The 22670-nt window shown below is 54.8% G+C and carries 24 protein-coding genes; 21 read left to right on the forward strand and 3 right to left on the reverse strand.

Translation table 11 applies throughout. The annotated features are described in order from the left end of the window. Positions 1-35: 35 nt before the first annotated feature. The gene (gene smc, locus ACFPOF_RS04050) at positions 36-3605 is read left to right on the forward strand and encodes a chromosome segregation protein SMC (RefSeq protein ID WP_378129836.1); all 3570 of its coding nucleotides are present in this window, start codon (positions 36-38) and stop codon (positions 3603-3605) included. Here smc and ACFPOF_RS04055 read toward each other — a convergent pair. After that, positions 3518-3883: a hypothetical protein gene (locus tag ACFPOF_RS04055; protein WP_378129838.1), complete on the reverse strand. Its 366-nt coding sequence runs from the start codon at positions 3881-3883 to the stop codon at positions 3518-3520. The two genes, smc and ACFPOF_RS04055, sit on opposite strands and share 88 nt — an antisense overlap. Before the next feature lie 152 nt (positions 3884-4035). On the opposite strand from ACFPOF_RS04055, the gene ftsY reads away from it, so the two are divergent. Both ftsY and uraD read left to right on the forward strand, forming a co-directional pair. Continuing rightward, positions 4036-5046 carry a signal recognition particle-docking protein FtsY gene (gene ftsY / locus ACFPOF_RS04060; protein WP_378129840.1) on the forward strand — a complete coding sequence of 337 codons (1011 nt, stop codon included), beginning with the start codon at positions 4036-4038 and terminating at the stop codon, positions 5044-5046. A 33-nt stretch (positions 5047-5079) separates the two neighbouring features. Beyond that, the gene (gene uraD / locus ACFPOF_RS04065) at positions 5080-5595 is read left to right on the forward strand and encodes a 2-oxo-4-hydroxy-4-carboxy-5-ureidoimidazoline decarboxylase (protein WP_378129842.1); all 516 of its coding nucleotides are present in this window, start codon (positions 5080-5082) and stop codon (positions 5593-5595) included. Positions 5596-5664: 69 nt separating this feature from the next. Here uraD and ACFPOF_RS04070 read toward each other — a convergent pair whose 3' ends face one another. Further along, a complete protein-coding gene (locus tag ACFPOF_RS04070) occupies positions 5665-6522 on the reverse strand; it encodes a helix-turn-helix transcriptional regulator (protein ID WP_378129844.1) in 858 nt (285 codons plus the stop codon). Positions 6523-6665: 143 nt separating this feature from the next. On the opposite strand from ACFPOF_RS04070, the gene ACFPOF_RS04075 reads away from it, so the two are divergent. The 17 genes from ACFPOF_RS04075 (at position 6666) to ACFPOF_RS04155 (ending at position 19368) form a co-directional block, all read left to right on the forward strand. Next, positions 6666-8024 (forward strand): MFS transporter, encoded by a 1359-nt coding sequence (locus ACFPOF_RS04075; RefSeq protein ID WP_378129846.1) that lies wholly within the window; start codon positions 6666-6668, stop codon positions 8022-8024. A gap of 103 nt (positions 8025-8127) precedes the next feature. Then, positions 8128-8478: a YlxM family DNA-binding protein gene (ylxM, locus tag ACFPOF_RS04080; protein WP_378129848.1), complete on the forward strand. Its 351-nt coding sequence runs from the start codon at positions 8128-8130 to the stop codon at positions 8476-8478. 29 nt (positions 8479-8507) lie between these two features. Next, the gene (gene ffh, locus ACFPOF_RS04085) at positions 8508-9905 is read left to right on the forward strand and encodes a signal recognition particle protein (RefSeq protein ID WP_378129850.1); all 1398 of its coding nucleotides are present in this window, start codon (positions 8508-8510) and stop codon (positions 9903-9905) included. 40 nt (positions 9906-9945) lie between these two features. Beyond that, positions 9946-10218, forward strand: a complete 273-nt coding sequence (gene rpsP / locus ACFPOF_RS04090) for a 30S ribosomal protein S16 (protein WP_209746960.1) — start codon at positions 9946-9948, stop codon at positions 10216-10218. A gap of 26 nt (positions 10219-10244) precedes the next feature. Beyond that, positions 10245-10478, forward strand: coding sequence for a KH domain-containing protein (locus tag ACFPOF_RS04095; RefSeq protein ID WP_209746958.1), 234 nt, complete (start codon positions 10245-10247; stop codon positions 10476-10478). Between the two features lie 132 nt (positions 10479-10610). Next, complete coding sequence (gene rimM / locus ACFPOF_RS04100; RefSeq protein ID WP_378129852.1) at positions 10611-11132, forward strand: ribosome maturation factor RimM; 522 nt, start codon at positions 10611-10613, stop codon at positions 11130-11132. A 1-nt stretch (position 11133) separates the two neighbouring features. Then, a complete protein-coding gene (gene trmD / locus ACFPOF_RS04105) occupies positions 11134-11919 on the forward strand; it encodes a tRNA (guanosine(37)-N1)-methyltransferase TrmD (protein WP_378129854.1) in 786 nt (261 codons plus the stop codon). Between the two features lie 177 nt (positions 11920-12096). Next, positions 12097-12441 (forward strand): 50S ribosomal protein L19, encoded by a 345-nt coding sequence (rplS, locus tag ACFPOF_RS04110; protein WP_378129856.1) that lies wholly within the window; start codon positions 12097-12099, stop codon positions 12439-12441. A gap of 78 nt (positions 12442-12519) precedes the next feature. After that, complete coding sequence (gene lepB / locus ACFPOF_RS04115; RefSeq protein WP_378129858.1) at positions 12520-13218, forward strand: signal peptidase I; 699 nt, start codon at positions 12520-12522, stop codon at positions 13216-13218. A gap of 98 nt (positions 13219-13316) precedes the next feature. Continuing rightward, entirely contained in the window at positions 13317-14195 is an 879-nt protein-coding gene (ylqF, locus tag ACFPOF_RS04120) for a ribosome biogenesis GTPase YlqF (protein WP_378129860.1), read from the forward strand. Positions 14196-14381: 186 nt separating this feature from the next. Continuing rightward, positions 14382-14837 carry a thiol-disulfide oxidoreductase DCC family protein gene (locus tag ACFPOF_RS04125; protein ID WP_378129862.1) on the forward strand — a complete coding sequence of 152 codons (456 nt, stop codon included), beginning with the start codon at positions 14382-14384 and terminating at the stop codon, positions 14835-14837. A 51-nt stretch (positions 14838-14888) separates the two neighbouring features. After that, positions 14889-15023: a hypothetical protein gene (locus tag ACFPOF_RS04130; protein ID WP_378129864.1), complete on the forward strand. Its 135-nt coding sequence runs from the start codon at positions 14889-14891 to the stop codon at positions 15021-15023. Positions 15024-15066: 43 nt separating this feature from the next. Beyond that, positions 15067-15750: a ribonuclease HII gene (locus ACFPOF_RS04135; protein ID WP_378129866.1), complete on the forward strand. Its 684-nt coding sequence runs from the start codon at positions 15067-15069 to the stop codon at positions 15748-15750. Positions 15751-15870: 120 nt separating this feature from the next. Continuing rightward, on the forward strand, positions 15871-17748 hold the full coding sequence (locus ACFPOF_RS04140) for a hypothetical protein (protein WP_378129868.1): 1878 nt from the start codon (positions 15871-15873) through the stop codon (positions 17746-17748). Next, positions 17745-18062, forward strand: a complete 318-nt coding sequence (locus tag ACFPOF_RS04145; protein ID WP_378129870.1) for an EscU/YscU/HrcU family type III secretion system export apparatus switch protein — start codon at positions 17745-17747, stop codon at positions 18060-18062. The genes ACFPOF_RS04140 and ACFPOF_RS04145 overlap by 4 nt, the downstream gene beginning before the upstream one ends. A gap of 25 nt (positions 18063-18087) precedes the next feature. Beyond that, on the forward strand, positions 18088-18504 hold the full coding sequence (locus ACFPOF_RS04150) for a YraN family protein (RefSeq protein WP_378130082.1): 417 nt from the start codon (positions 18088-18090) through the stop codon (positions 18502-18504). A 129-nt stretch (positions 18505-18633) separates the two neighbouring features. Next, positions 18634-19368, forward strand: a complete 735-nt coding sequence (locus ACFPOF_RS04155) for a GTP pyrophosphokinase (RefSeq protein WP_378130084.1) — start codon at positions 18634-18636, stop codon at positions 19366-19368. A 141-nt stretch (positions 19369-19509) separates the two neighbouring features. On the opposite strand, the gene ACFPOF_RS04160 is transcribed toward ACFPOF_RS04155, so the two are convergent. Next, entirely contained in the window at positions 19510-21066 is a 1557-nt protein-coding gene (locus ACFPOF_RS04160; protein WP_378129871.1) for a YifB family Mg chelatase-like AAA ATPase, read from the reverse strand. Between the two features lie 394 nt (positions 21067-21460). Here ACFPOF_RS04160 and sucC point away from each other — a divergent pair, with 394 nt between their 5' ends. Further along, positions 21461-22621 carry an ADP-forming succinate--CoA ligase subunit beta gene (sucC, locus tag ACFPOF_RS04165; RefSeq protein WP_378129873.1) on the forward strand — a complete coding sequence of 387 codons (1161 nt, stop codon included), beginning with the start codon at positions 21461-21463 and terminating at the stop codon, positions 22619-22621. Positions 22622-22670 lie beyond the last annotated feature (49 nt).

Raw genomic sequence — 22670 nt, forward strand, 5'->3', positions numbered from 1 at the left:
GGATAACGGATCGACGCTAGGAGGGCATTTTCCTTATGTTTTTGAAAAGAATCGAGCTGACGGGATTCAAATCGTTCGCCGACAGGACCGAGCTGGAGTTCGTTCGCGGTATTACCGCGGTCGTCGGGCCTAACGGAAGCGGCAAAAGCAACATTTCCGACGGCATCCGCTGGGTGCTCGGTGAACAAAGCGCCAAGTCTCTTCGCGGCGGCAACATGCAGGACATTATTTTTGCCGGAAGCGATTCGCGTAAAGCGGTTAATTTCGGGGAAGTGTCGTTGACGCTCGATAATATGGACAAGGCGTTGCCGCTTGATTTCAGCGAAGTGACGGTTACGCGTCGTGTCCATAGGAACGGGGACAGTGAATATTTAATCAACAAGCAGCCTTGCCGGCTGAAAGATATTACCGAATTGTTCATGGACACGGGGATCGGCCGCGAAGCTTACTCGATTATCGGGCAAGGCCGAATTGAAGAAATTTTGAGTACGCGTTCTGAAGACCGCCGCGGCATCTTCGAGGAAGCTTCCGGCATCGTGAAATATAAGAGCCGCAAGAAGGAAGCCCAGAAAAAACTCGAAGATACGGAAAACAATTTGCTGCGCATCCACGACCTCGTCAGCGAACTCAAAGGTCAGATCGAGCCCCTTCGCGAACAATCCGAAAGAGCCGAGGCATACAGGCAGCTGAAAGATGGGTTGAAGAGTAAGGAAATCGCGGTATATGTTCACCAGATCGAAGGCGTGCACACGTCGTGGTCGCAGACGAACGAGAAACTCGCCGCGCTTCGAGAGGAACAGCTCGGGTTGTCGACGTTCGTAAGCCAACACGACGCATTGCTCGAAGAGGAGCGCCTTGCACTCGTGCAGCTCGAGGAATTGCTCGAGAAATTGCAGGATGAACTGCTTCATTGCAGTGAAGAAACCGAGAAAACCGAAGGGTACGTCGAACTTCTCAGCGAACGACGCGGTCATTTGGAACGGACGAGAGAAGGCTTGCGCGCTTCGTTAGCGACGGCCGAAGAGCGTTTCGCTGCGGCGACGTCCGAGGAAGCTGTTGCACGCGACAAACGCGCTTTGTTGGAGACAGAGCTTGGCGCGCTGAAGACGAAGCTTGCGGACGAGGAGTTGCGACTTGCGCTGGCTGACGGAAGCACGGAGGCGGAAGAGAAGCTCAAAGCCGAACTGTTCGATACGCTGAACGCGATGGCGCAGGCGCGCAACGACATTCGCTACGGTGACGGGCAGCGCGAAGCTCTGGAGCGTCGCATGTCCCGCATCGCCGAAGAAGAAGCGAAGCTTGTCGAGCAATTGGCGGCGCTGGAGAGCAAGCGCGCGCAATTGGAGGCGCGCTTAACCGAGGTGTCGCGCTCGCTTGCGGAAGTGCGCGACCGTTACGTGGCGGAAGGCGCTCGTTCGGGAGAACTTCAGCGGAAGTTGGAGGAAGCCCAGGCGAATGTGCGCCGTTCAGAGCAAAAACGCGAAGCGCTCGTTTCCCGCCGGGATACGATCAAAGAATTACAGAACGACTATGACGGTTTCCAGCATGGCGTCCGAGAAGTGCTGAAGGGCGCCAAACGTGGCAACCTTCATGGTGTCCACGGGGCGGTAGCCGAACTCGTCAGCGTCCCGGGATCGCTCGAAGTGGCGATGGAGACGGCGCTTGGCGCTGCGCTTCAACACATCGTCATGGAAGACGAGAAGACTTCGCGTGCGGCGATCGCCTATTTGAAGCAGCGGCAATCGGGACGGGCGACATTCCTTCCGATGGACGTCATCCGTGCGAGAAGTTTATCCGACAGCGACAGAAGAACGGTGGAGCAGGCGGAAGGATTCGTCGGTATCGCTTCCGAACTCGTCGAGTACGCGCCGAAGTATGCGTCCATCATTGGCAGCTTGCTTGGCAACGTGCTTATTTCCGAGACGCTTGAGCAGGCGAACCGGATCGCTTCGCGGTTGCAATATCGCTATCGCGTCGTAACGCGCGACGGCGACGTTGTTAATGCCGGCGGTTCGATGACGGGGGGCGGCGTAGCGAAGAAATCGTCCAGTCTGCTCAGTCGCCAGCGCCAACTCGAAGAGCTTGACCGCGAGATCGCGACTGCGGAAAAGGCGAAAGACTTGGCGAGGGCCGAAGTCGACGATTTGAAGAAGGAACTGGCACTCGCTTCCCAGAATATCGAGCGGTTGCGCGAGCAAGGGGAGCAGGAGCGTCTGCGGGAGCAGCAAGTGTCCGGCGAAAGCGCCCAGCTCGAACAGGATGAGAAGTTGCTCGCCGAGCAGCAGTCGGCTCTGGCGGGGGAGAAAGCGGCGTTTAACGCGGAAGCAGGCAGTTTGCTTACGAGCAAGGAAGAGGCGGAAGCCCGACTTGCTTCGCTTGCTGCGGAGGAACAGCGTATCCAGAATCGTATTCGGGAAGCGGAAGAACTGCGGCGCAAGAGTGCATCGGCCAAAGAGCAGCTGCAAGCGGAGCTTACCGAACTGAAAATTGCGATTGCCCGACTCGAGCAAGATAGGGCGGCGTTGGAAGAGCAATCTAATCGGCAACGCGCTGAGCTTGCGCGTTTGACGGGCGAGCGTACGCAGCTCAAGGAATCGTTGGAGCACAATGAAGCGGAGTCGGCGAAAGCCGAACAGGAATCGGTCGAGCAACGCGAACGGTTGAACGAGCTTCGTATTCAGAAGAAACAATATACCGAAAACATCGAATTCAAGCGAGCCGACCGCGCCGAGAAACAACGTGAGTTGGAGCGTAAGGAAGGCGAAACGAAAGACCAGCGGGCTAAGCTGCGCAATGTCGAAGAAGGGCTGCGTCAAGCGGAAATTTCGGTCAATCGGATGGACGTCGAACTCGACAACTTGCTCCGCAAGTTGTCCGAGGAGTACGAGATCGGTTTTGAACTGGCGAAAGAGCGTTACCCCATTCCCGAAGATATTGTCGCGGCGCAGAACGAAGTACGCGATATGAAACGCAAAATCACTTCGCTCGGGGATGTCAACTTGGGTGCGATCGAGGAATACAAGCGTGTTTCCGAGCGCTTCGACTTCTTGTCCGGTCAGGAGAACGACTTGATTGAGGCGAAGACGAAGCTGCATGGCATAATTCGCGAGATGGACGACGAGATGTCGAAGCGGTTCCGCTCGACGTTCGAGGAGATCCGCAAGCATTTCGTCGTCGTGTTCGCCCGGATGTTCGGCGGCGGGCGCGCGGATCTGGTGTTGGTGGAGCCGGATCGGCCGCTCGATACGGGTATCGACATCGTCGCGCAGCCTCCCGGCAAGAAGTTGACGAACTTGCAACTGCTCTCCGGTGGCGAGCGGGCGCTGACGGCGATTGCGCTTCTGTTTGCGATTTTACACGTGAAGCCGGTGCCGTTCTGCGTACTCGACGAAGTCGAAGCAGCGCTCGACGAAGCGAACGTGGCGCGTTACGCGCAATACATGCGAGAGTTCTCGGATTCGACGCAGTTTATCGTTGTTACGCACCGCAAAGGCACGATGGAAGAGGCGGATGTGCTCTACGGCGTTACGATGGAAGAAGGCGGCGTGTCGAAGCTCGTATCCGTCCGATTGGAAGAGACGGAAGAGATGACGGCAACGGCGTAATCGGCGAAATAACGTACTCCCGCGCCGCTATCGGCTGGGAAAAGTGCGAAGTTGGCGAAATAACGTCCTCCCACGCCGTTAACGGCTGGGGAATGTGCGAAGTTGGCGAAATAACGTCCTCCCGCGCCGCTATTGGCCGGGAAAAGTGCGAAGTTGCAGAAATAACGTCCTCCCACGCCGTTAACGGCTGGGGAATGTGCGAAGTTGGCGAAATAACGTCCTCCTACGCCCTTAACTGCGGGGGAATGTGTGAAGTTGACGAAATAACGTCCACTCACGCTGTTAACGGCTGGGGAATGTGCGAAGTTGCAGAAATAACGTCCTCCCGCGCCGCTATTGGCCGGGAAAAGTGCGAAGTTGCAGAAATAACGTACTCTCGAGCCGTTAACGGCTGGGAACAAGTGCGAGGGCTGGGAGTGGAGGAAACACAATGAGTTTTTTCAAACGATTGCGTGAGAGCATCGCGTCCAAGACGGAAGCCGTCACGAGTAAGTTCCGCGAAGGGCTGGCGAAAACGCGCGACGCATTCGTCGGCAAAGTCGAGGAGTTGTTCAGCCGGCGCAAAAAAATCGACGAGGCATTTTTCGAGGAACTCGAGGAAATCCTTATCGGCGCGGACGTTGGCGTCAACACAGTAATGGCGCTAATCGACGAGCTGCGCGCGGAAGTGAAGAAACGCAAAATCGAGGAGCCTTCCGAGCTGCGCCCGATCTTGTCGGAGAAGCTTATCGGTATGCTCCAATCGACCGGCGACGAAGTCGGCTTAAAAGAAAACCCGGACGGGATAACGGTTATTTTGTTCGTTGGCGTCAACGGCGTCGGCAAAACGACGACAATCGGCAAGCTCGCTTGGCGATATAAGCAGCAAGGCAAAAACGTGCTGCTCGCCGCCGGGGACACGTTCCGCGCGGGCGCGATCGAGCAGCTCGAAGTGTGGGGCGGTCGCGTCGGCGTTGACGTCATTAAGCAGCAGTCCGGCGCCGACCCTGCAGCGGTCATGTTTGACGCCGTCCAAGCGGCTAAGCAGCGCGGAGTTGACGTGCTGATCTGCGACACGGCCGGTCGTTTGCAGAACAAAAACAACTTGATGGAGGAACTGGCCAAAATCCATCGGGTCATCCAACGGGAAATTCCTGGCGCCCCGCACGAGACGTTGCTTGTTCTCGATGCGACGACCGGCCAGAACGCTTTGCAGCAAGCGAAATTGTTCGGCGAGAAAAGCGGCGTAACCGGTCTCGTGCTGACGAAGCTCGACGGCACAGCGAAGGGCGGTATCGTTATCGCGATTCGCAATGAACTATCACTGCCGGTTAAGTTTGTCGGTCTCGGCGAGAAAATGGACGATTTGCAGCAATTCGACGCCGACCAGTTCGTTCATGCGTTGTTCGCCGGCATGGTTGGATCGGATACGGGCACGGACGAAGAGGAAATAGCGGAATAGGCGAGCCGAACATACAGCATGGAGGTTTACATCATGACAGCAAATGCCGGCATTCCAATTTCGGTCGTCAATCATATGGAACAAGAACAATTTGCCGAGACGTTCGGCGGGGTGTTTGAACACGCGCCTTGGGTGGCGAAGGACGTATGGGCACACCGTCCATTTTACTCGTGCAAGCAACTGCACGACCAAATGATGACGCTTGTCCGTTCCGCGTCGGAAGACGAAGTTACGGCTTTTTTTCGGGGGCACCCGGATTTGGCTACCCGACTTGAGGTCATGACGCCTTACTCCGTAACGGAACAACAAGGAGCGGGTTTAAGTCAACTAACGCAAGAGGAACATGACTTGTTCACGGGCTTTAACCGCACCTATACAGAGAAGTTCGGTTTTCCTTTTATTATGGCTGTTCGAGGCAAGGGGAAAGATGAAATACTCGCCGCGATGAAAATCCGGATCCAGCATACGGTCGCGGAAGAGCGACAAGCGGCGCTGGAGGAAATCGCGAAAGTCACCGCATTCCGAATCGGGGATTTGGTTGCGGAATGAGCAAATACGACGGTATTCGCAGCCGCTAAGCAAAAGACGAAGCAGATTTTCTCTGCTTCGTCTTTTGCTTTATTCTATGCCGTTTGTATGCGAGGACAGCAGCTTTGCAAGTTTATAGGCGGTGTCGCCTCCGCCGGACGGGATGTTGATGACTGCGGTAAGCTGGGGTGAATCAGCGACTTGAAACGATAGTTGTTCGAATTCAAGCACGCCGCCGGTCGGATGATAATTGACTTTTTTGCCTTCGGGGCCTCCCAGCACATCATGCTGCGGCCACCAGGCGCTGAATTCCGGGCTTATCCGTTTCAGGTCGTCGATCAGCTCCATCCACCACGGATCTCCCGTGAATTTCCCGTAGCTGGCTCGAAAGGAAGCCAGTCGGTGACGGGCATGGGCTTCCCAATGTTCCCGAAGCAATTGTCGGACGTCCGGTGAAGTAAACGTACGCCAGACGGAATTTCTGTCTCTTCCGGACATTTTCTCGTAATCTCCGTAAATGAGGTTGGCGGCTTTGTTCCATGCAACGATATTCAGTCGTTGATCCATGACGTAAGCGGGACTTGTCCCTTGCAAGTCCAGGAAGTTTTGCAGCAGCGGGCTGATGCCGCTCTCGAGAGATGTGACTTCAATCGGCACTTGTTGGAGAGCAAGCAGAAAAAGGTGTTTACGTTCATTGGTATCGAGTTGGAGAACCCGCGCAATATTGCTCAATACTTGCGTAGACACCTGAATATTGCGAGCTTGTTCCAGCCATGTATACCAATCGATGCTGACGCCGGACAACAAGGCGACTTCTCCGCGTCGCAGTCCCGGCGTACGCCGTCGCGTGCCGCTAGGCAAGCCCGCTTGCTCCGGTGAGATTCGTGCTCGTCTCGTCCGCAGAAATTGTGCCAGTTCTTGCAGCCGTTCGTTGTCCGATGTGTTCACTCGATTCCTCACCCTTTCCCAGTGCTTAAACAAGGATTATTTATCCTATGTTAAATACTCAACTTATTCTAGTATACGAAAGATTATACACTTGCAACGATGAAAATGAATCAAGCAAGTAAGGGAATAAGGAGGAAACGGTTGTGGGACAGTCAAAAAAAGGGTGGCTTCTGTTCGGACTTTCCCTTGGGTATTTTATGGTGCTGCTGGATACGACAGTGGTAAGTGTCGCACTTCCAGCGATTCAAGCTGATCTGGGAGGCGGCATTGAGACATTGCAATGGGTCGTTAACGCCTACACAATCGTCTTCGCAGGCCTTCTATTATCGATGGGATCGTTAACCGACAAAATGGGAGCCAAACAAGTATACGTCGGGGGATTGGTTATATTTCTTGCAGCTTCGGCGAACTCAGCAGTCGCTCCGACATCAGGAGCGCTGATCGGCCTGCGGGCGTTGCTCGGCATAGGAGGAGCGGCTTTAATGCCGGCGTCGCTTACGTTGCTCTCACATGCTTATCCCGTACCGACCAAACGCGCACGTGCGATGGGCATATGGGCGGCGATTACCGGAGTGGCGATGGCCGCTGGCCCTGTCGTCGGCGGGCTGCTGGTCGATGCGTTCGGCTGGCGCAGCATTTTTCTGCTTAACGTGCCGCTTGCCGTGATCAGTCTGTTGATCGCTTGGTTGTTCGTAGGTAAGACAGGCCGTAATGCCCAGAGAAGCCTGGACTGGAAGGGGCAAATTCTGGCCATCGTCGCAATCGGCACGTTATCTTTCGCACTGATGGAAGGGGAGGCGTACGGCTGGCGTTCTCCTCTTATCGTTGCCATGTTTGTTCTGGCGGCGCTTTGTACCGGCTTGTTTCTTATCGTTGAAGCGAAGAATCCGGCGCCGCTGCTCCCGCTTCGCTTATTCAAGAATGCGACTGTGTCGGGAGGGATTGTCGCCGGCATGATCATTAATTTCGGATTATCGGCTATTTTGTTTATGCTGCCGCTATTTTTTCAGCAAGTTCGCGGCTTGTCGGCTGGAGATGCCGGTGCCGCGATGCTTCCGATGATGATTCCGCTTGCTTTTAATCCGATTATCAGCGGTCGGATGGCCGGGCGGATCGGAGCCAAAATTCCGATGACGATCGGTTTTCTATTGTCCGCAGTAGGTTCGCTGTTGCTGATTCTGTTAAATCGCGAAACGAATCATGTTGCGACAGCGATTGGTTTGCTTGCGATCGGGTTCGGCGTATCGTTTACGATCCCTTCGCTCATGACGGCTGTCATTTCTGCCGTATCGAAAGACCAGACGGGTACCGTCACGGGAACGCTGAATTCAAGCAGGCAAATCGGAGCAACCCTTGGTATCGCTGTTTCAGGCTCGCTGCTCGGTGCCAGCGCATCTTTCACTGCTGGAATGCGCGTCTCCTTGATCGCGATTGCCGCAGTGCTGTTCTCCGGGAGTGCGATTTCAATTTGGATGATCGGTCGAAGAAACAAAGATTGTTAAGGTTTTTTCCTTGACATGTGCCCGGCAATTCGGTAACATAGGTGGAGCGGTCAGGGTGTAAAGCTTTTCTACTTGACGCGAGGCAACGAAGGGAGCAGCCATTGTGAGCGGGGAGAATGCGCTTGAGAAGACGAACCGAATCAATGTGTTGTACGATTTTTACGGACCTTTGTTAACCGATAAACAACAGACGTTCTTGAAATGTTACTTTCACGATGATTATACGTTAGGCGAGATTGCCGCCGATTTCCGAATTAGCAGACAAGCGGTGTACGAGCATTTGAAACGCGCCGAACAAGTGCTTGAGGATTACGAGGCGAAGCTCGGACTGGCAGCCCGACACGAGAAGTTCCACGCGGGCATCGAGCTGTTGGAAACGCAGATCGCCGGCCTTCCGGTTGAATGGCGCAAGCCGTTAACGGAGACGGCGGCAATGCTGCGGGGCGCGGAGTAAAACTAACCGTTCCGAAGGAGGGATGGCGAATGGCTTTCGAAGGATTGTCGACCCGGCTGCAGAACGTGTTCGGCAAGCTGCGGGGACGCGGCAAAGTAACCGAAGACGACGTCAATGACGCGATGCGCGAAGTTCGGCTCGCGATGCTTGAAGCGGACGTCAACTTCAAAGTCGTCAAAGACTTCATCGGCAAGGTGAAGGAGAAGGCGCTCGGACAAGAAGTACAGAAGAGCTTTACCCCGGCAATGGTCATTATCGACATCGTCAACAAAGAACTGACCGAGCTGATGGGCGGCACACAGTCGAAGCTTGCGAAATCGAATAAGCCGCCGACGATCGTGCTGATGGCCGGTTTGCAAGGCGCCGGCAAGACAACACTGAGCGGTAAGCTTGCCAAATTGCTCAAGTCGCAGAATCATAAGCCGCTGCTCGTCGCGGGAGATATTTATCGGCCCGCCGCGATCAAGCAGTTGCAAGTTCTCGGCGAGCAAATCGATGTTCCGGTCTTCACGCTCGGCGACCAGGTCAGTCCTGTCGACATCGCGAAGCAAGGGGTACAACTCGCGAAGGAGCAAGGCAACGACTACGTGCTCATCGATACGGCCGGCCGTTTGCAGATCGATGCGGAGCTCATGCAGGAAATTAAAGATATTCACGCCGCGGTCAATCCGGACGAAGTATTGCTTGTCGTTGATGCCATGACCGGCCAAGAGGCGGTTAACGTGGCGCAGAGCTTCCACGAGCAACTTGCGCTTACCGGTGTCGTGTTGACGAAGCTTGACGGCGATACGCGCGGCGGTGCTGCACTTTCCGTCAAAGCCGTAACCGGTTGTCCGATCAAATTCGCTTCCATCGGCGAGAAAGTGGATCAGCTCGAAGCGTTCCACCCGGATCGGATGGCTTCGCGGATTCTCGGCATGGGCGACATGTTGTCGCTCATTGAGAAGGCGCAGGAGAATATCGATGCCGAGAAGGCAAAAGAGATGGAGCGCAAAATGCGTACCGCCGACTTTACCTTCGACGATTTCCTGGAGCAGATGGAGCAAGTTCGCAAGTTGGGGCCGCTCGAACAGCTTCTCGACATGATGCCCGGCATGGGCAAGCTCAAAAACAATCCGAACTTCAAAATCGACGAGAAGCAAATCGCGCGCACGGAAGCGATCGCCAAGTCGATGACGAAGAACGAGAAGCAGAAGCCCGACATCATCAACTACAGTCGGCGCAAGCGGATCGCTGCGGGCAGCGGTACGACGATCGCCGATGTCAACCGTCTGTTGAAACAGTTCGAGGACATGAAGAAGATGATGAAGCAGTTTTCCGGCATGATGGGTCCGAAAGGCCCGAAAGGCGGCATGGGGGGCCTGAAAGGGCTCAAGAACATGAAGAACATGCTTGGTGGCAAAGGCGGCATGAAATTCCCGTTCTGACGAACGGTTGATCGTAACTTTTTCAAGGAGGTGAATTTTAATGGCAACTCGCATCCGTCTGAAACGTATCGGCGCACACAAAGCTCCGTTCTACCGCGTCGTCGTATCCGATTCCCGTTCCCCGCGCGATGGCCGTTTCATCGAGGAGATCGGCGTTTATAACCCGGTCGCTCAACCGGCTCAAGTGCAAATCGACGAAGAAAAAGCTCTGAAATGGCTGCAAAACGGCGCTCAAGCGTCCGACACAGTACGCGATCTTCTGAGCAAAGCTGGCGTTCTGAAGAAATTCCACGAATCCAAGCTCCAGAAATAATCGTCCCAATACCGGAGGGTTGAGCCATGGAACAATTGATTCGGGTTATCGCCCGGGCACTCGTGGATCATCCGGAAGACGTGCAAATTCAGGTCAAGGAAGACGCGAGAGGCCTGGTGTACGAGCTTTCCGTTCATCCAGATGATGTCGGCAAAGTCATCGGCAAGCAGGGACGTATCGCGAAAGCGCTGCGTACGGTCGTCTCATCCGCCTCCGTTAAAGAGCGGAAGCGCGTCATCGTGGACATTGTCTCGGAATAATTAACGAAAGCCGTATCGTGCGACAGCATGATGCGGCTTTTTCCATAGTGTGCCCGTTCGATTGCGAAATCGAAGTGGTGTGGGATATGATAAGAACATTAGATCGGTCATAGCAAGAGAGGGGATTACCGCATGACGCAGGAGCGTTTGCTCAATATCGGCAAAATTGCCAACACGCACGGCATTAAGGGCGAGCTGAAAATATGGCCGCAGACGGATTTTCCGGATATTCGGTTTAAGAAAGGCAACAAGCTGCAAATGATTTCTCCGAATGACGGAAGTTCGTTGACAGTGGAAATCGAAAGCTCGCGAGAGCAGAAAAACATGTTTGTCGTGAAGTTCAAAGGATTCGACAACATTAACGATGTCGAGAAATACAAGGGCTGGGAACTGAAAGTCGGCGACGACGAACGCGTCCCGCTTGAAGAAGACGAATATTACGTTCGGGACATTGTCGGCTGCGAGGTCGTGACGGAGGAAGGCGAGACGCTCGGCACCGTATCCGATATTTTGTCGCCTGGAGCGAACGATATATGGGTGGTTAAGATGCCGAAAGGCAAGGAGCTGCTGTTGCCTGTTATTGACGACGTTGTGCTGGAAGTGGATATCGCGGCCCGCAAAATCAAGGTTCATCTGATGGAAGGGTTGCTCTAGTATGCGCATCGACGTATTGACGCTGTTTCCGGAAATGTTCGAAGGCGTGTTCGGCTCGAGCATCCTCGGTAAGGCGCGGGATAAAGGCATTGCCTCGCTAAATACGGTGAACTTCCGCGACTTCGCGAACAACAAGCACAACACGGTCGATGATATGCCGTACGGCGGCGGGGGCGGCATGGTGTTGAAAGCCGAGCCGATCTTCGGGGCCGTTGAGCACTTGCTGGAAAACGCCGACCGATCAGCGGAGGATGGCTTAGAGAAGCGAAAGCCGCGAATTATTCTCATGTGCCCGCAAGGGCGGACGTTCTCGCAGGAAATCGCAAAAGAATTGTCGGCAGAAGATCATCTGATCTTTATTTGCGGACATTACGAAGGTTATGACGAGCGCATCCGGGAGTTTCTCGTGACGGACGAGCTGTCCGTAGGCGATTACGTGCTGACAGGCGGCGAACTTCCGGCGATGGTTGTCGTGGACGCTGTTGTTCGGCTGTTGCCGGGGACGCTTGGCAATGAGCAGTCCGCAGTGACCGATTCATTCAGCGACGGCTTGCTGGAATACCCGCATTATACGCGACCTGCGGAATTCCGAGGCTGGAAAGTACCGGACGCTTTGTTGTCCGGGCACCACGCGGAAATCGAGAAGTGGCGTAGACAGCAATCGCTGGAACGCACGTTTCAGCGCCGCCCTGAGCTGCTGAAGACGGCGGAACTGACGGTGAAAGAACGGGAATGGTTGGAGAAAATGAGTATGGAACGCGCAAACCCGGCTGAAACTAGGGAATAAAGGTTGTATTAATCACCCAGTTATGCTATGATTGCTGATGTTGTTTGTCTTGTCACTTCTCGCGAAGGACAAGGACGGAGACACAAGTAGGACGGTCCTCTGCACGCCAAGATCCGAAGCCAAGGAGCATTCGGGGAGTGGGGTACGAACGTCTGTTATGGAAGGAGTGAAAACTCTATGAGCAACCTGATTCGGTCGATTACTCAAGAGCAACTGCGCAAGGACGTACCTAACTTCCGTCCGGGCGACACGCTCAAAGTACACGTGAAAGTCGTCGAGGGTTCCCGTGAGCGCGTGCAACTGTTCGAAGGCGTCGTTATTAAACGTCGCGGCGGCGGTATCAGCGAAACATTCACGGTGCGCAAAATTTCTTACGGCGTCGGCGTAGAACGTGCTTTCCCAGTACATTCCCCGCGCATTGAGAAAATCGAAGTCGCTCGCCGCGGTAAAGTCCGTCGTGCGAAACTTTACTACCTGCGCAACCTTCGCGGTAAAGCAGCGCGTATTAAAGAAATTCGATAATGTGCGACAGAGGAGGGCTTGGCAACGTTCAAGTCCTCCTTTTTGCATTTTCATAACGAAAGTTAGAGGCGATAACGAATGGAGCATAACAAGGACGGCTACACCAATGATTCCCCCGGGTCAGAGGAACGTGATGACGCGGCCGGTTCTTCCACGCGCGACATCGCCGAAAGGGAGCCGGAAGGCCCGCCTCCGGGTAAACCGGTCAAGAAACAAGGCAACGAACTGCTCGAATGGATAAAAGCACTGGCAATCGCGGGCATTCTCGTGTTTGTGATCCGTTGGCTGCTGCTTAGCCCGTTTATCGTCGACGGCCCATCGATGCAACCGAACTTCTGGAATCGCGAACGAATTATCGTCAACAAAATCATTTACGACATCAGAGCTCCGAAACGCGGCGAAGTGATCGTGTTCCACGTGCCGGAAGAGAAACGCGATTTCATCAAGCGGGTAATCGGCGTGCCGGGAGATACCGTAAAAGTCGACGGAGATACGGTGTACATAAACGGGAAGCCGATCGAGGAAAAATACTTGAAGAGCGCCTACGAAGAAGCGCACGCGAACGGCGAGAAGTATAACTACCGTTCGGATGGCTCGTTCCCGAACACCAAATTCCCTGATGGCGTCGTTCCAGAGGGCACGGTATTCGTCATGGGCGACAACCGGTCGAACAGCGAGGACAGCCGGATGATCGGTTACATCCCGCAAAGTCGAATTGTCGGACGCGCGGATTTGATTTTCTGGCCGCTCAGCGACTTCAGTTTCGTCAAACATTGATGTGAAGCGAGGGGGCAGCCCCTCGCTTTGTTTTCACAAATCAAGAAGCAACGGAAGTACGGTTATAAAGGCTAGTGCAGGCAAAAGAGGTGACAAGCATGACGATTCAATGGTTTCCGGGTCATATGACTCGGGCGAAAAGGCAAATCGAAGAGAAACTGAAGTTGATTGACGTCGTATTCGAGTTGCTGGACGCCCGCATTCCGCAATCGAGCCGCAACCCGATGGTCGATGAGCTGACGAGGACAAAGCCGCGGCTCGTGCTGCTGAACAAGGCGGACTTGGCCGATCCGGACAAAACGGCGGAATGGGGACGGTATTTCCGTTCCAAGGGACTGGCCGTTCACGCGATTGACGCGAACGCCGGCTCCGGCGTCAAAGACATTACGGCTAAAGCGAAAGAACTGCTGGAGGACAAAATCCAGCGGCAAATCAATAAAGGAATGAAGCCGCGACCGGTTCGCGCGCTCATTATCGGCATTCCGAACGTCGGGAAATCGACGTTGATCAACCGTTTGGCGGGACGTAACATTGCGTTAACCGGCGACAGGCCCGGCGTGACGAAGGGGCAGCAGTGGATCCGTTTCGGCGGCGATCTGGAGCTTCTCGACACGCCCGGCATTTTGTGGCCGAAGTTCGACGACCCGATTGCGGGTTTCCGTCTGGCGGCGACGGGCGCGATCAAGGAAGATATCATACACATCGATGAGGTCGCTTGTTTCGTGCTGAAGGTGCTCGTCGAGCAATACGGTAACGTGCTCGCCGATCGTTACGGGCTGACGGATTTGCCGACGGCGTTGCCGGACATGCAGGCGGCCATCGACGTGCTAGAAGCGATCGGGCGTCGACGGGGCTGCATCGTTGGGGGCGGGCATGTCGATTACGAGAAAGCGGCCACATTGCTGCTTCGCGATTTGCGCTCCGGGAAACTCGGGCGGATGACGCTGGAAAGTCCGGAAAGCTTTGGTGAAGCTTAGAATAGAGGTTGAATTCAGGCGCACCTTCGTGTGAAGTCTGGAGTAGGTTAAAAGCCGTTTGCCGAAGGAAAGCGCTTCGGGAACGGCTTTTGCCATGTCGGAGCGCTGCAAACTATGGTAGATTACATATAGAGATGAAATGTGATTGTCGGGAAGCAGCGATGTCAGTCGTATGGAGGCGGGGGGATGAGTCTGAGAAAAGAGCACAGGACAGACGAAGAGCTCCGCGAAGAGACAACAGGCTACAGCATCGTACTGATTGACGGTGTATGCCATTTCTGTCACGGGGCGGCGAGGTTTATTATCGCTCGGGACAAGAAGGCACAGTTCAAATTTGCGTCCTTACAATCGGCGACAGGTGGGCGTTTGCTCGGCGAAGGGGGTCTGTCAGCGACCGCGCTTGATACGTTCGTGCTGGTCGAGGACGGTAAATATTACGCGAAGTCGACGGCAGCGCTCAAAATCGCGAAGAGACTATCAGATGGATGGCCTCTCCTGTATGCGGGCATCGTATTGCCGAAGTTCATAAGAGATGCGATATATGATTTCGTCGCCAAAAGGCGCTATCGTTGGTTCGGTCGCGCAGACAGTTGCATGCTGCCGACGCCGGACGTGAGAAGCAGATTTTTGTCGGATGAGTAGCAGGTTGCTAGGGGGGTGGCGACTTTTGCGTGGCGAGAGGAGCGTAATAAGATGAGAAACGCAGCGGTGATGAGAAGTTTGACTTTCATACACCCGGGATTGGGTCACCTGTACGCGGGCAGACATCGAGACGCATTGTTCTATGCGGGAATACCGTTTAAAGACCGCTATTTTCAACGACGGTGACGTTGATCGCGAGTGCACTAGATCTGGAAGGGGAAAACAGGTAGTGGCAGGAAAGAAGAAGTCGGACAAAGAGAACGGACGGATTCACGAGGATGAGGAATATGTTGAAATAAACCGGCTTGCATACGAATCTGCACTATGGGGACAAGGGCTCAGCGCTATCGCAGGTGTCGATGAAGTCGGGCGTGGCTGCCTGTTCGGAGACGTTGTGGCAGCCGCCGTTATTTTGCCGATCGGACTAGTGCTGGACGGAGTAAACGATTCAAAGCAGCTTAGCGAGAAGAAAAGGAATGCGTTGTACGACCAAATCACGGAAGAGGCGGTTGCGTGGTCGGTGGCGCGAATAGAAGCTTCTGTCATCGATGAGATCAATATTCGGCAGGCGTCAAGATTGGCGATGAAAAACGCGGTTCTCGGATTGTCCGTCACGCCGGAACATTTGCTCGTTGATGCGGAGTCGGTCGAATTGCCTATCCTGCAAACTGCGATCATTAAGGGCGATAGCCTAAGCCAGTCAATCGCCGCCGCTTCGATTATAGCTAAAGTGACGAGAGACCGGTTATGCGAGGGCATATGGGAACAGCTTTACCCGGGCTACGGAATTGCTGTACATAAAGGTTACGCGACGAAAGTTCACCGACAGGCGCTGCTCGATCTTGGGCCGACGCCGCTGCATCGCCGCAGCTTCCTCGGGAATTTATTTGCGGAACAGCAGATGCTATTCTGAGAGGGCATGAGGATTGGAGCTAAGTTCGTGATCAAAATCGAGCTTTTTGAACTACCTCTACAAGGGGCTATGGGGGATGCCGATACTTAATGTAAGAGGATCGACCGGGAGGGAAGCGGCATGAGCATGAATATCGGACCGTTGATCCGGGCATTGATGGGAGACGCAGTGCCTACCGACGCGCGTGCGCTGGAGCTCAGAATCGGGCAAATCGTCAGAGGTGTTCTGTTGGAATTGCTCGATAACCAGGAAGCGATGGTAAACATCAACGGGGTTACTGTAAAGGCGAAGCTTGATGCGGACATGCCGCTCGGCAAAGGGACGCTGCTGCAAGTGCAACCCGGCTCTGGCGGACTAGTGACGCTGAAGCCGTTGCCGGATGCAACGGAAACGTTCGCGGACGAAGGGCTAACAAAAGATATATTGAAATCGTTCGGGCTGCCCGAGCAAAAATGGTCGATGGACTTGCTTCGCGGATTAAAGCGCGACGGATACGCGATCGGCAAAGATACTGCGGCGCAATTCCAGACGGCGTTGTCGCTCAAACCGGCCGGCGTCGACGCGGAATCGTGGGCAAGCGCGGCGGATGTCGCTTTCCGGCGCGGATTGAAACCGACGGAGACGACATTGTCGTCATTGCGGCAAGCTTTGTTCGGGCAACCGATTCATGAAGAATTATCTTCGCTAAAGGCGGCGGTAGACCAATGGCTCGGCGGGGCGAAACCTCCTACCGGCGATGCAGCGGCACTCGGGCAGCGGTTGCAATCGTTGCTGTCTCAAGGCGCGGCGATTATAGAAGAAGGCGGCCAGCAATTGGTGGGCGGCTTTCCTAGCGCGGCGACGGCCGGAGGCAAGGCGAGCGAGGCGAGTACGCCACAGGCAGGGACGCAAGCGGCGAACACCGCGAATGGCGGCCAGGCGGTAGATGATCCGTCGGAGCATATGCATGCGGGGCGCCCGGCTGCCGATAACGCATCGGCGGCAACGGCACGCTCGGCGGTGGATAAGGGCCTTGCCGGCAATGCGCCGGCAGGCAAAAGCGCGCTTTCCGCGCAAGCGAATGCCGCCCGCAGCGGTGCAGCGCCATTGCCGCCGCAGCAGCCAGCGGCGGCAAACCCGTCCCCCGCGCAAGCGGAGCGCGCGGGGGCCATTAACGGCGCGGCGACGGACGGCAGCCGCGCCGAAGCCGTTCGGCCCGACGGGGCGCAGCCGTCGGGCGCCAAGCAGGAAGCGGCCTGGATCGGCCGCTTCCTGCAATGGCTCGGCGTCGGGCATGAGCGCCAGCTCCTGCACGCTGCCGAGCCGCGGTTGCCCGGCGCCGGCTTGGACGCCGGGCTGGGAGCGGGCGCAGCCGCTTCGCAAGCGGGAGGCGGGGCGGACGGAACCGCCCCGGCCTCCGCGAGCGAAGAGCGGCGTTCCGCCGCGGATACGCTCAAGGGCGCGCTGCTCGCCCTTGCGGCGAACGAGGAAGCGCCGCCCGCTTTGCGCGAGGCCGCGCAATCGCTGGCAAGCCAAGTGACCGGACAGCAGCTGCTTTTGTCGTCGGATAAGGCGAATGTTGCGCCGTTCAGTCATATGACGCTATTCGTGCCGATGAAGGGGCCTGGAGGCGAAACGACGGCGACAGTCCATGTGCAGACCCGACGCGGTCGCAAGGGGGAATGGGATGCGGGCAACTGTCATTTGTTGTTCGACCTGCGCATGCGTAACTTGGGCGATACGGTCGTAGACGTTCAGGTCGTTGATCGCATCGTTTCATTGAAACTGCTAAGCGACTTCCCTGGTATGGGCGATCTGATCGAGCAAGCAAAAGGCGAGTTGGAAGCGGGCATGTCATCCGCAGGATTTCAATTGCTCTCTTTATCCGCTTCGCCTTTGCCGGCATGGAAGCTCGGTTCTGAAGCGTCGAAGACTCAAGGGGCGTCCGGAGACAGAGCGGCGGCTCTCACCGGCGCGTATGCCGCCAAGCCTTACAAGGGAGTCGACTATCGCGCATGACCGATAAAGAAACGACCAGATATAAGCCGAAAAAAGCGGTCGCGCTTCAATACGAGCCGGGACAATCGGCCGCGCCGACCGTTATCGCCAAAGGACAAGGCGTGATCGCGGAAGAAATTATGCGTCGCGCGCAAGAGCACGGCATTCCGTTGCAAGAAGACTCATCGCTTGTCGAAGTGTTGTCCAAGCTGGACTTGAACCAGGAAATTCCGCCGGAGCTTTACCAGCTCGTTGCGGAAGTGCTCAGTTTCGTATATCGTTCGGATCGAAGGGCTGACCCAAAACTGGAAGGCCGTAATCCGAATTCGTTATAATAAGGAGGCGTCGCCGTTGGAGAAAGTGTATACTTTGAATAACGGTAACCCGCCGAATGATGAATCTCGTTCCAGGAAAGTGGATCAAAGGGCAGCGAATGGGCGTGCAGGGGAAGATGCCGCTGTGGAAAGCCTCGTCGCGAAAGGTTATACAATTGTTGACCGGAATTGGCGTTGCCGTTCCGGCGAGATCGACCTCGTCGCGTTGGATGGTGCTACTCTTGTGTTCGTTGAAGTGCGTTCGCGCACGAACCCTACCCGTTTCGGAACGGCAGTTGAATCCGTCACGTTACGCAAACGCCGCCAAGTGCGCGAACTAGCCGCTGTGTACTTAAAAAGCAGGCCAGATTTGCCTCGAGCCGCGCGTTTTGACGTCGTGGCAGTCACGTTCGAGCGAGATCGGACTATCCGAGAACTGCGGCATCTGGAAGCTGCATTCTAGGGCGTGTGTGAAAACCTGCCCAATGGCCCCTTTCACCGCCTTTCGTCCCCTGCTTTAACGAGACCGAACATTCAAAATCAATAGCATGAGACAAGGATGATGGATTTGAGCAGCAATCTACCTCTCCCAATGGAGCATTTCAAACGTTTCAAAGATGACATTACCCGGTTTATGATGATGTACAAATTCGCACTCGATTCGCTTGAGACGAAAATCGAGATTTTAAAAGAAGAATTTCAATTTCTACACGACTATAACCCGATCGAGCATACGAAATCACGCATGAAATCACCGGAAAGCATTTTCAACAAAATTATTCGCAAAGGCTGCGATATCACCTTTCCGAGCATCCGAATGCATATTAAGGATATTGCCGGAATGCGCATCACTTGCTCGTTCGTGACAGACATTTATCGGATTCGCGACATGCTGCTTGTTCAGTCGGATCTCACCATAGTGGAGACAAAAGATTATATCCGATCCCCGAAACCAAATGGCTACCAAAGTTTGCACTTGATCGTCGAAGTGCCTGTGTATATGTCCGACCGGCAGGAGCGGGTTAACGTCGAAGTGCAAATCCGTACGATCGCGATGGATTTCTGGGCGAGCCTCGAACATAAAATCTTTTACAAATACAACGAATCCGTGCCGACAAGGCTGTTGCAAGAATTAAAGGAAGCGGCCGATTCGGCTGCGGCTCTCGACAAGCAAATGGAAAGGCTTCACGACGAAATCGCCCAAATCAAAGAAGACCGCGAAGAGCAGGCGAATGCGTCCAAGCGAATCATTATCGACGATGAATCATTCCAGGTTCCGGCGGCGTTGTTGGAATGGATCGATAAAAATGGGCAAGGAAACGAATAGTTGCGAACAATAGCCGGCAAAAACCGTGCTTTAGAGCGCCATTGGTCGCCCCCCATTTGAGTCTTACGTTACACGTCCGACTGTCCAAATAAAGCAAAAGAGCCTTCGGCGCCCTAGAACGTCGAAGTCGCTTTTGCTTTTTTAGACTACCCTTTCATCTAGGCACCTGTACCCTACCGCTTCCGTCACGTCCTCAAGCGCAATCCGTTCGCGCCCGGCGAGGTCGGCGATCGTGCGCGACATACGCACAATCCGATCGTGTGCTCTAAAGCTGAGACCGAGTTGTTCGTACACTTGGCGAAGCAGCGACTCGGCTTCCGAATCGAGCGCCGCGAATCGGTGGAGATATGCGCCATGCAACTGGCTATTCCACCTGAAGCCGTATTTCGAGTAGCGACGGCGCTGGCGCTCGGCTGCTTCCGCGACGATCTCTCGTGCTTGGGCGGAAGTCATTGCCGGAGAATCGGCCCGTCGAGCCGTCTGTCTCGGTAGTTCGACTTGCAAGTCTAACCGGTCAGCTAGCGGCCCGGACATGCGGGCTCGGTATCTGGCGATTGCAGTCGGTGTGCAGGTGCAAGGTCGATCTGCAATCGAACCACCCAAAAAACCGCAAGGGCAGGGGTTCATGGAAGCAGCGAGCATAAATCGAGCGGGAAACCGGCAAACGCCGCGAGCTCTGCCGATCGTTACCTCGCGGTCTTCCAGCGGCTGGCGCAACGACTCCAGGCAGGCACGTGAAAACTCCGGCATCTCATCGAGAAAAAGAATACCGTGATGGGCGAGCGTAACTTCGCCGGGTTTCGGTATCGAGCCCCCACCGATGAGGCCGGCTGCGGAAATCGAGTGATGCGGCGCTCGAAACGGGCGTTGCCGGATGAGCCCGGAATCCGATTTGCCGAGTTTACCGCTTACGCTGAATATTTTCGTAACGGAGAGGGCTTCATCTTCATCCAGTGGAGGCATCAACGTTGGCAATCTCCGGCACAGCATCGTTTTACCCGTTCCAGGCGGACCGACGAACATCAGGTTATGCATGCCGCTCGCCGCGATTAACAACGCCCGTTTTCCTTTTTCCTGGCCGATGACGTCTGCAAGATCGAACGCATTTTCGCTCTCCACGGCTTTCCTCCCACGTGTTGAACGCCCCCAAAGCGAAGGGCAATCCGTGACTTCCGGCGTTGTCTCAACGTCGTCGAGAAACCCGTTGATCCACTCGGCAAGCGACCCGATACCGAATACTTCGATGCCGGAAATAAGCTGGGCCTCCGCGACCGAAGATCGAGGCACGACGACGCGGCGAATGCCGGTCGCTCGCGCAAGCTCCGTCATCGGCAAAATTCCGGGAACGCCTCTTACGGAGCCGTTCAAAGCAAGTTCCCCGATAAACATCGTATCCGCCAGCAGAGCTGGGTCGACTTGGCCGCTCGCACACAGAATGCCGGCGGCGATCGCCACGTCAAAGGCGCTACCTTCTTTACGCAAGTCGGCAGGGGCCAAGTTGATCGTTACCCGGTCAAGCGGAAATTTCATGCCGCCGTTCTGAATGGCGGCTCTGACCCGTTCCACGCTTTCCCTTACGGCAGAATCGGGAAGGCCGACAACGGCAACTTGAGGGAGACCGGAGCTGATGTTGACTTCCACTTCGATCAACCGTCCCTCGATGCCGAACACGCTAGCGCTCCATATTTTCACATACATGAAAAAACACCTCTCTCCGCAGTTGATATTACGTGCGGGAAAGGTGCTTCCTTTCCGATCATTCAATTTATGAATAATTTACTCCGCCGCCGATTGGATTGTCAATACAAATCTCGAATCGATTCGGCAGAACAAATGGGGGGCGAAGGGAAATCTGGAATAAGTTCCATGCAAAACGCAAAAGCTATATATGTTTGCCTTGTTTCCATATCGATTTGAGATTAAATCATTGCCAAATTAGACTAATAAATTGATGAAAAAGTGAGGAAGCGTGAAAAAAATAGTGATACAATAATGTAGGTTTTGTTTACCTGTGACGGCCCCGTACGGCGGCAACGCCCGATCGTCCGGCCTCACTCGATATTAAAGCGCACAACGGGAGGATGCCAAAGTCATGAATATTCATGAGTATCAAGGCAAGGAAGTCTTGAGGCAATATGGCGTTAACGTGCCGCGCGGCAAAGTGGCGTTTACCGTCGAAGAAGCCGTCAGCGCCGCGAAAGAACTCGGAAGCTCGGTTACTGTCGTGAAAGCACAAATTCATGCGGGCGGCCGCGGCAAAGCAGGCGGCGTCAAAATCGCAAAAAGCTTGGACGACGTCGCGAACTATGCGAAAGAATTGCTTGGCAAAGTATTGGTCACGCACCAAACAGGTCCGGAAGGCAAAGAAATCAAACGCCTCCTGATCGAAGAAGGCTGCGACATTAAGAAGGAGTACTACATCGGCGTCGTTGTCGACCGGGGAACCGGACGCGTCGTTATGATGGGCTCCGAAGAAGGCGGCATGGACATTGAAGAAGTTGCCGCTCATTCCCCTGAGAAAATCATTAAAGTCGTCGTAGATCCTGCCGTCGGATTGCTTCCTTTCCAGGCGCGTCAGTTGGCGAACGACATTAAAATTCCTGGCCCGCTCGTAAACAAAGCGGTCCAATTCATGTTGGCCTTGTACAAGGCTTTCGAAGACAAAGATTGCTCCATTGCCGAAATCAACCCGCTCGTCGTAACCGGCGACGGCAATGTGATGGCGCTTGATGCGAAGTTGAACTTTGATTCCAATGCACTGTTCCGCCACAAAGATATCGTTGAGCTGCGCGATTTGGACGAAGAAGACGCGAAAGAAATTCAAGCATCCAAATTCGACCTGAGCTACATCGCGCTCGACGGCAACATCGGTTGCATGGTTAACGGCGCAGGCCTTGCGATGGCGACGATGGACATTATCAAATATTTCGGCGGCTCTCCTGCCAACTTCCTCGACGTAGGCGGCGGCGCCACGAAAGAGAAAGTAACCGAAGCGTTCAAAATCATCCTTTCCGACGCGAACGTCAAAGGGATTTTCGTTAATATTTTCGGCGGCATCATGAAGTGCGACATTATCGCCGAAGGCGTCGTCGCAGCGGCTCGCGAGCTCGGCCTTGACAAGCCTCTCGTCGTGCGTCTCGAAGGCACAAACGTGAAATTGGGCAAAGAGATTTTGAACGGATCGGGCCTCAACATCGTTGCTGCCGATTCGATGTCCGACGGCGCGCAAAAAATCGTAGCGCTCGTGAAGTAATTGAGACTTTGAGCGTTGCTCAAAGATCCCGATGATTGGGAAAACCTAC

It is taken from the genome of Cohnella soli (assembly GCF_042655525.1).
GTDB lineage: Bacteria > Bacillota > Bacilli > Paenibacillales > Paenibacillaceae > Cohnella > Cohnella soli.

Coding starts and splice junctions, on each gene's coding strand:
- rpsP (WP_209746960.1), top strand. CDS start 9,946: ATGGCAACTCGCATCCGTCTGAAACGTATCGGCGCACACAAAGCTCCG.
- uraD (WP_378129842.1), top strand. CDS start 5,080: ATGACAGCAAATGCCGGCATTCCAATTTCGGTCGTCAATCATATGGAA.
- rimM (WP_378129852.1), top strand. CDS start 10,611: ATGACGCAGGAGCGTTTGCTCAATATCGGCAAAATTGCCAACACGCAC.
- ACFPOF_RS04130 (WP_378129864.1), top strand. CDS start 14,889: ATGAGAAACGCAGCGGTGATGAGAAGTTTGACTTTCATACACCCGGGA.
- ylqF (WP_378129860.1), top strand. CDS start 13,317: ATGACGATTCAATGGTTTCCGGGTCATATGACTCGGGCGAAAAGGCAA.
- ACFPOF_RS04125 (WP_378129862.1), top strand. CDS start 14,382: ATGAGTCTGAGAAAAGAGCACAGGACAGACGAAGAGCTCCGCGAAGAG.
- ftsY (WP_378129840.1), top strand. CDS start 4,036: ATGAGTTTTTTCAAACGATTGCGTGAGAGCATCGCGTCCAAGACGGAA.
- lepB (WP_378129858.1), top strand. CDS start 12,520: ATGGAGCATAACAAGGACGGCTACACCAATGATTCCCCCGGGTCAGAG.
- ACFPOF_RS04145 (WP_378129870.1), top strand. CDS start 17,745: ATGACCGATAAAGAAACGACCAGATATAAGCCGAAAAAAGCGGTCGCG.
- ACFPOF_RS04155 (WP_378130084.1), top strand. CDS start 18,634: ATGGAGCATTTCAAACGTTTCAAAGATGACATTACCCGGTTTATGATG.
- ACFPOF_RS04160 (WP_378129871.1), bottom strand. CDS start 21,066: ATGTATGTGAAAATATGGAGCGCTAGCGTGTTCGGCATCGAGGGACGG.
- rplS (WP_378129856.1), top strand. CDS start 12,097: ATGAGCAACCTGATTCGGTCGATTACTCAAGAGCAACTGCGCAAGGAC.
- ACFPOF_RS04140 (WP_378129868.1), top strand. CDS start 15,871: ATGAGCATGAATATCGGACCGTTGATCCGGGCATTGATGGGAGACGCA.
- trmD (WP_378129854.1), top strand. CDS start 11,134: ATGCGCATCGACGTATTGACGCTGTTTCCGGAAATGTTCGAAGGCGTG.
- smc (WP_378129836.1), top strand. CDS start 36: ATGTTTTTGAAAAGAATCGAGCTGACGGGATTCAAATCGTTCGCCGAC.
- sucC (WP_378129873.1), top strand. CDS start 21,461: ATGAATATTCATGAGTATCAAGGCAAGGAAGTCTTGAGGCAATATGGC.
- ffh (WP_378129850.1), top strand. CDS start 8,508: ATGGCTTTCGAAGGATTGTCGACCCGGCTGCAGAACGTGTTCGGCAAG.
- ACFPOF_RS04095 (WP_209746958.1), top strand. CDS start 10,245: ATGGAACAATTGATTCGGGTTATCGCCCGGGCACTCGTGGATCATCCG.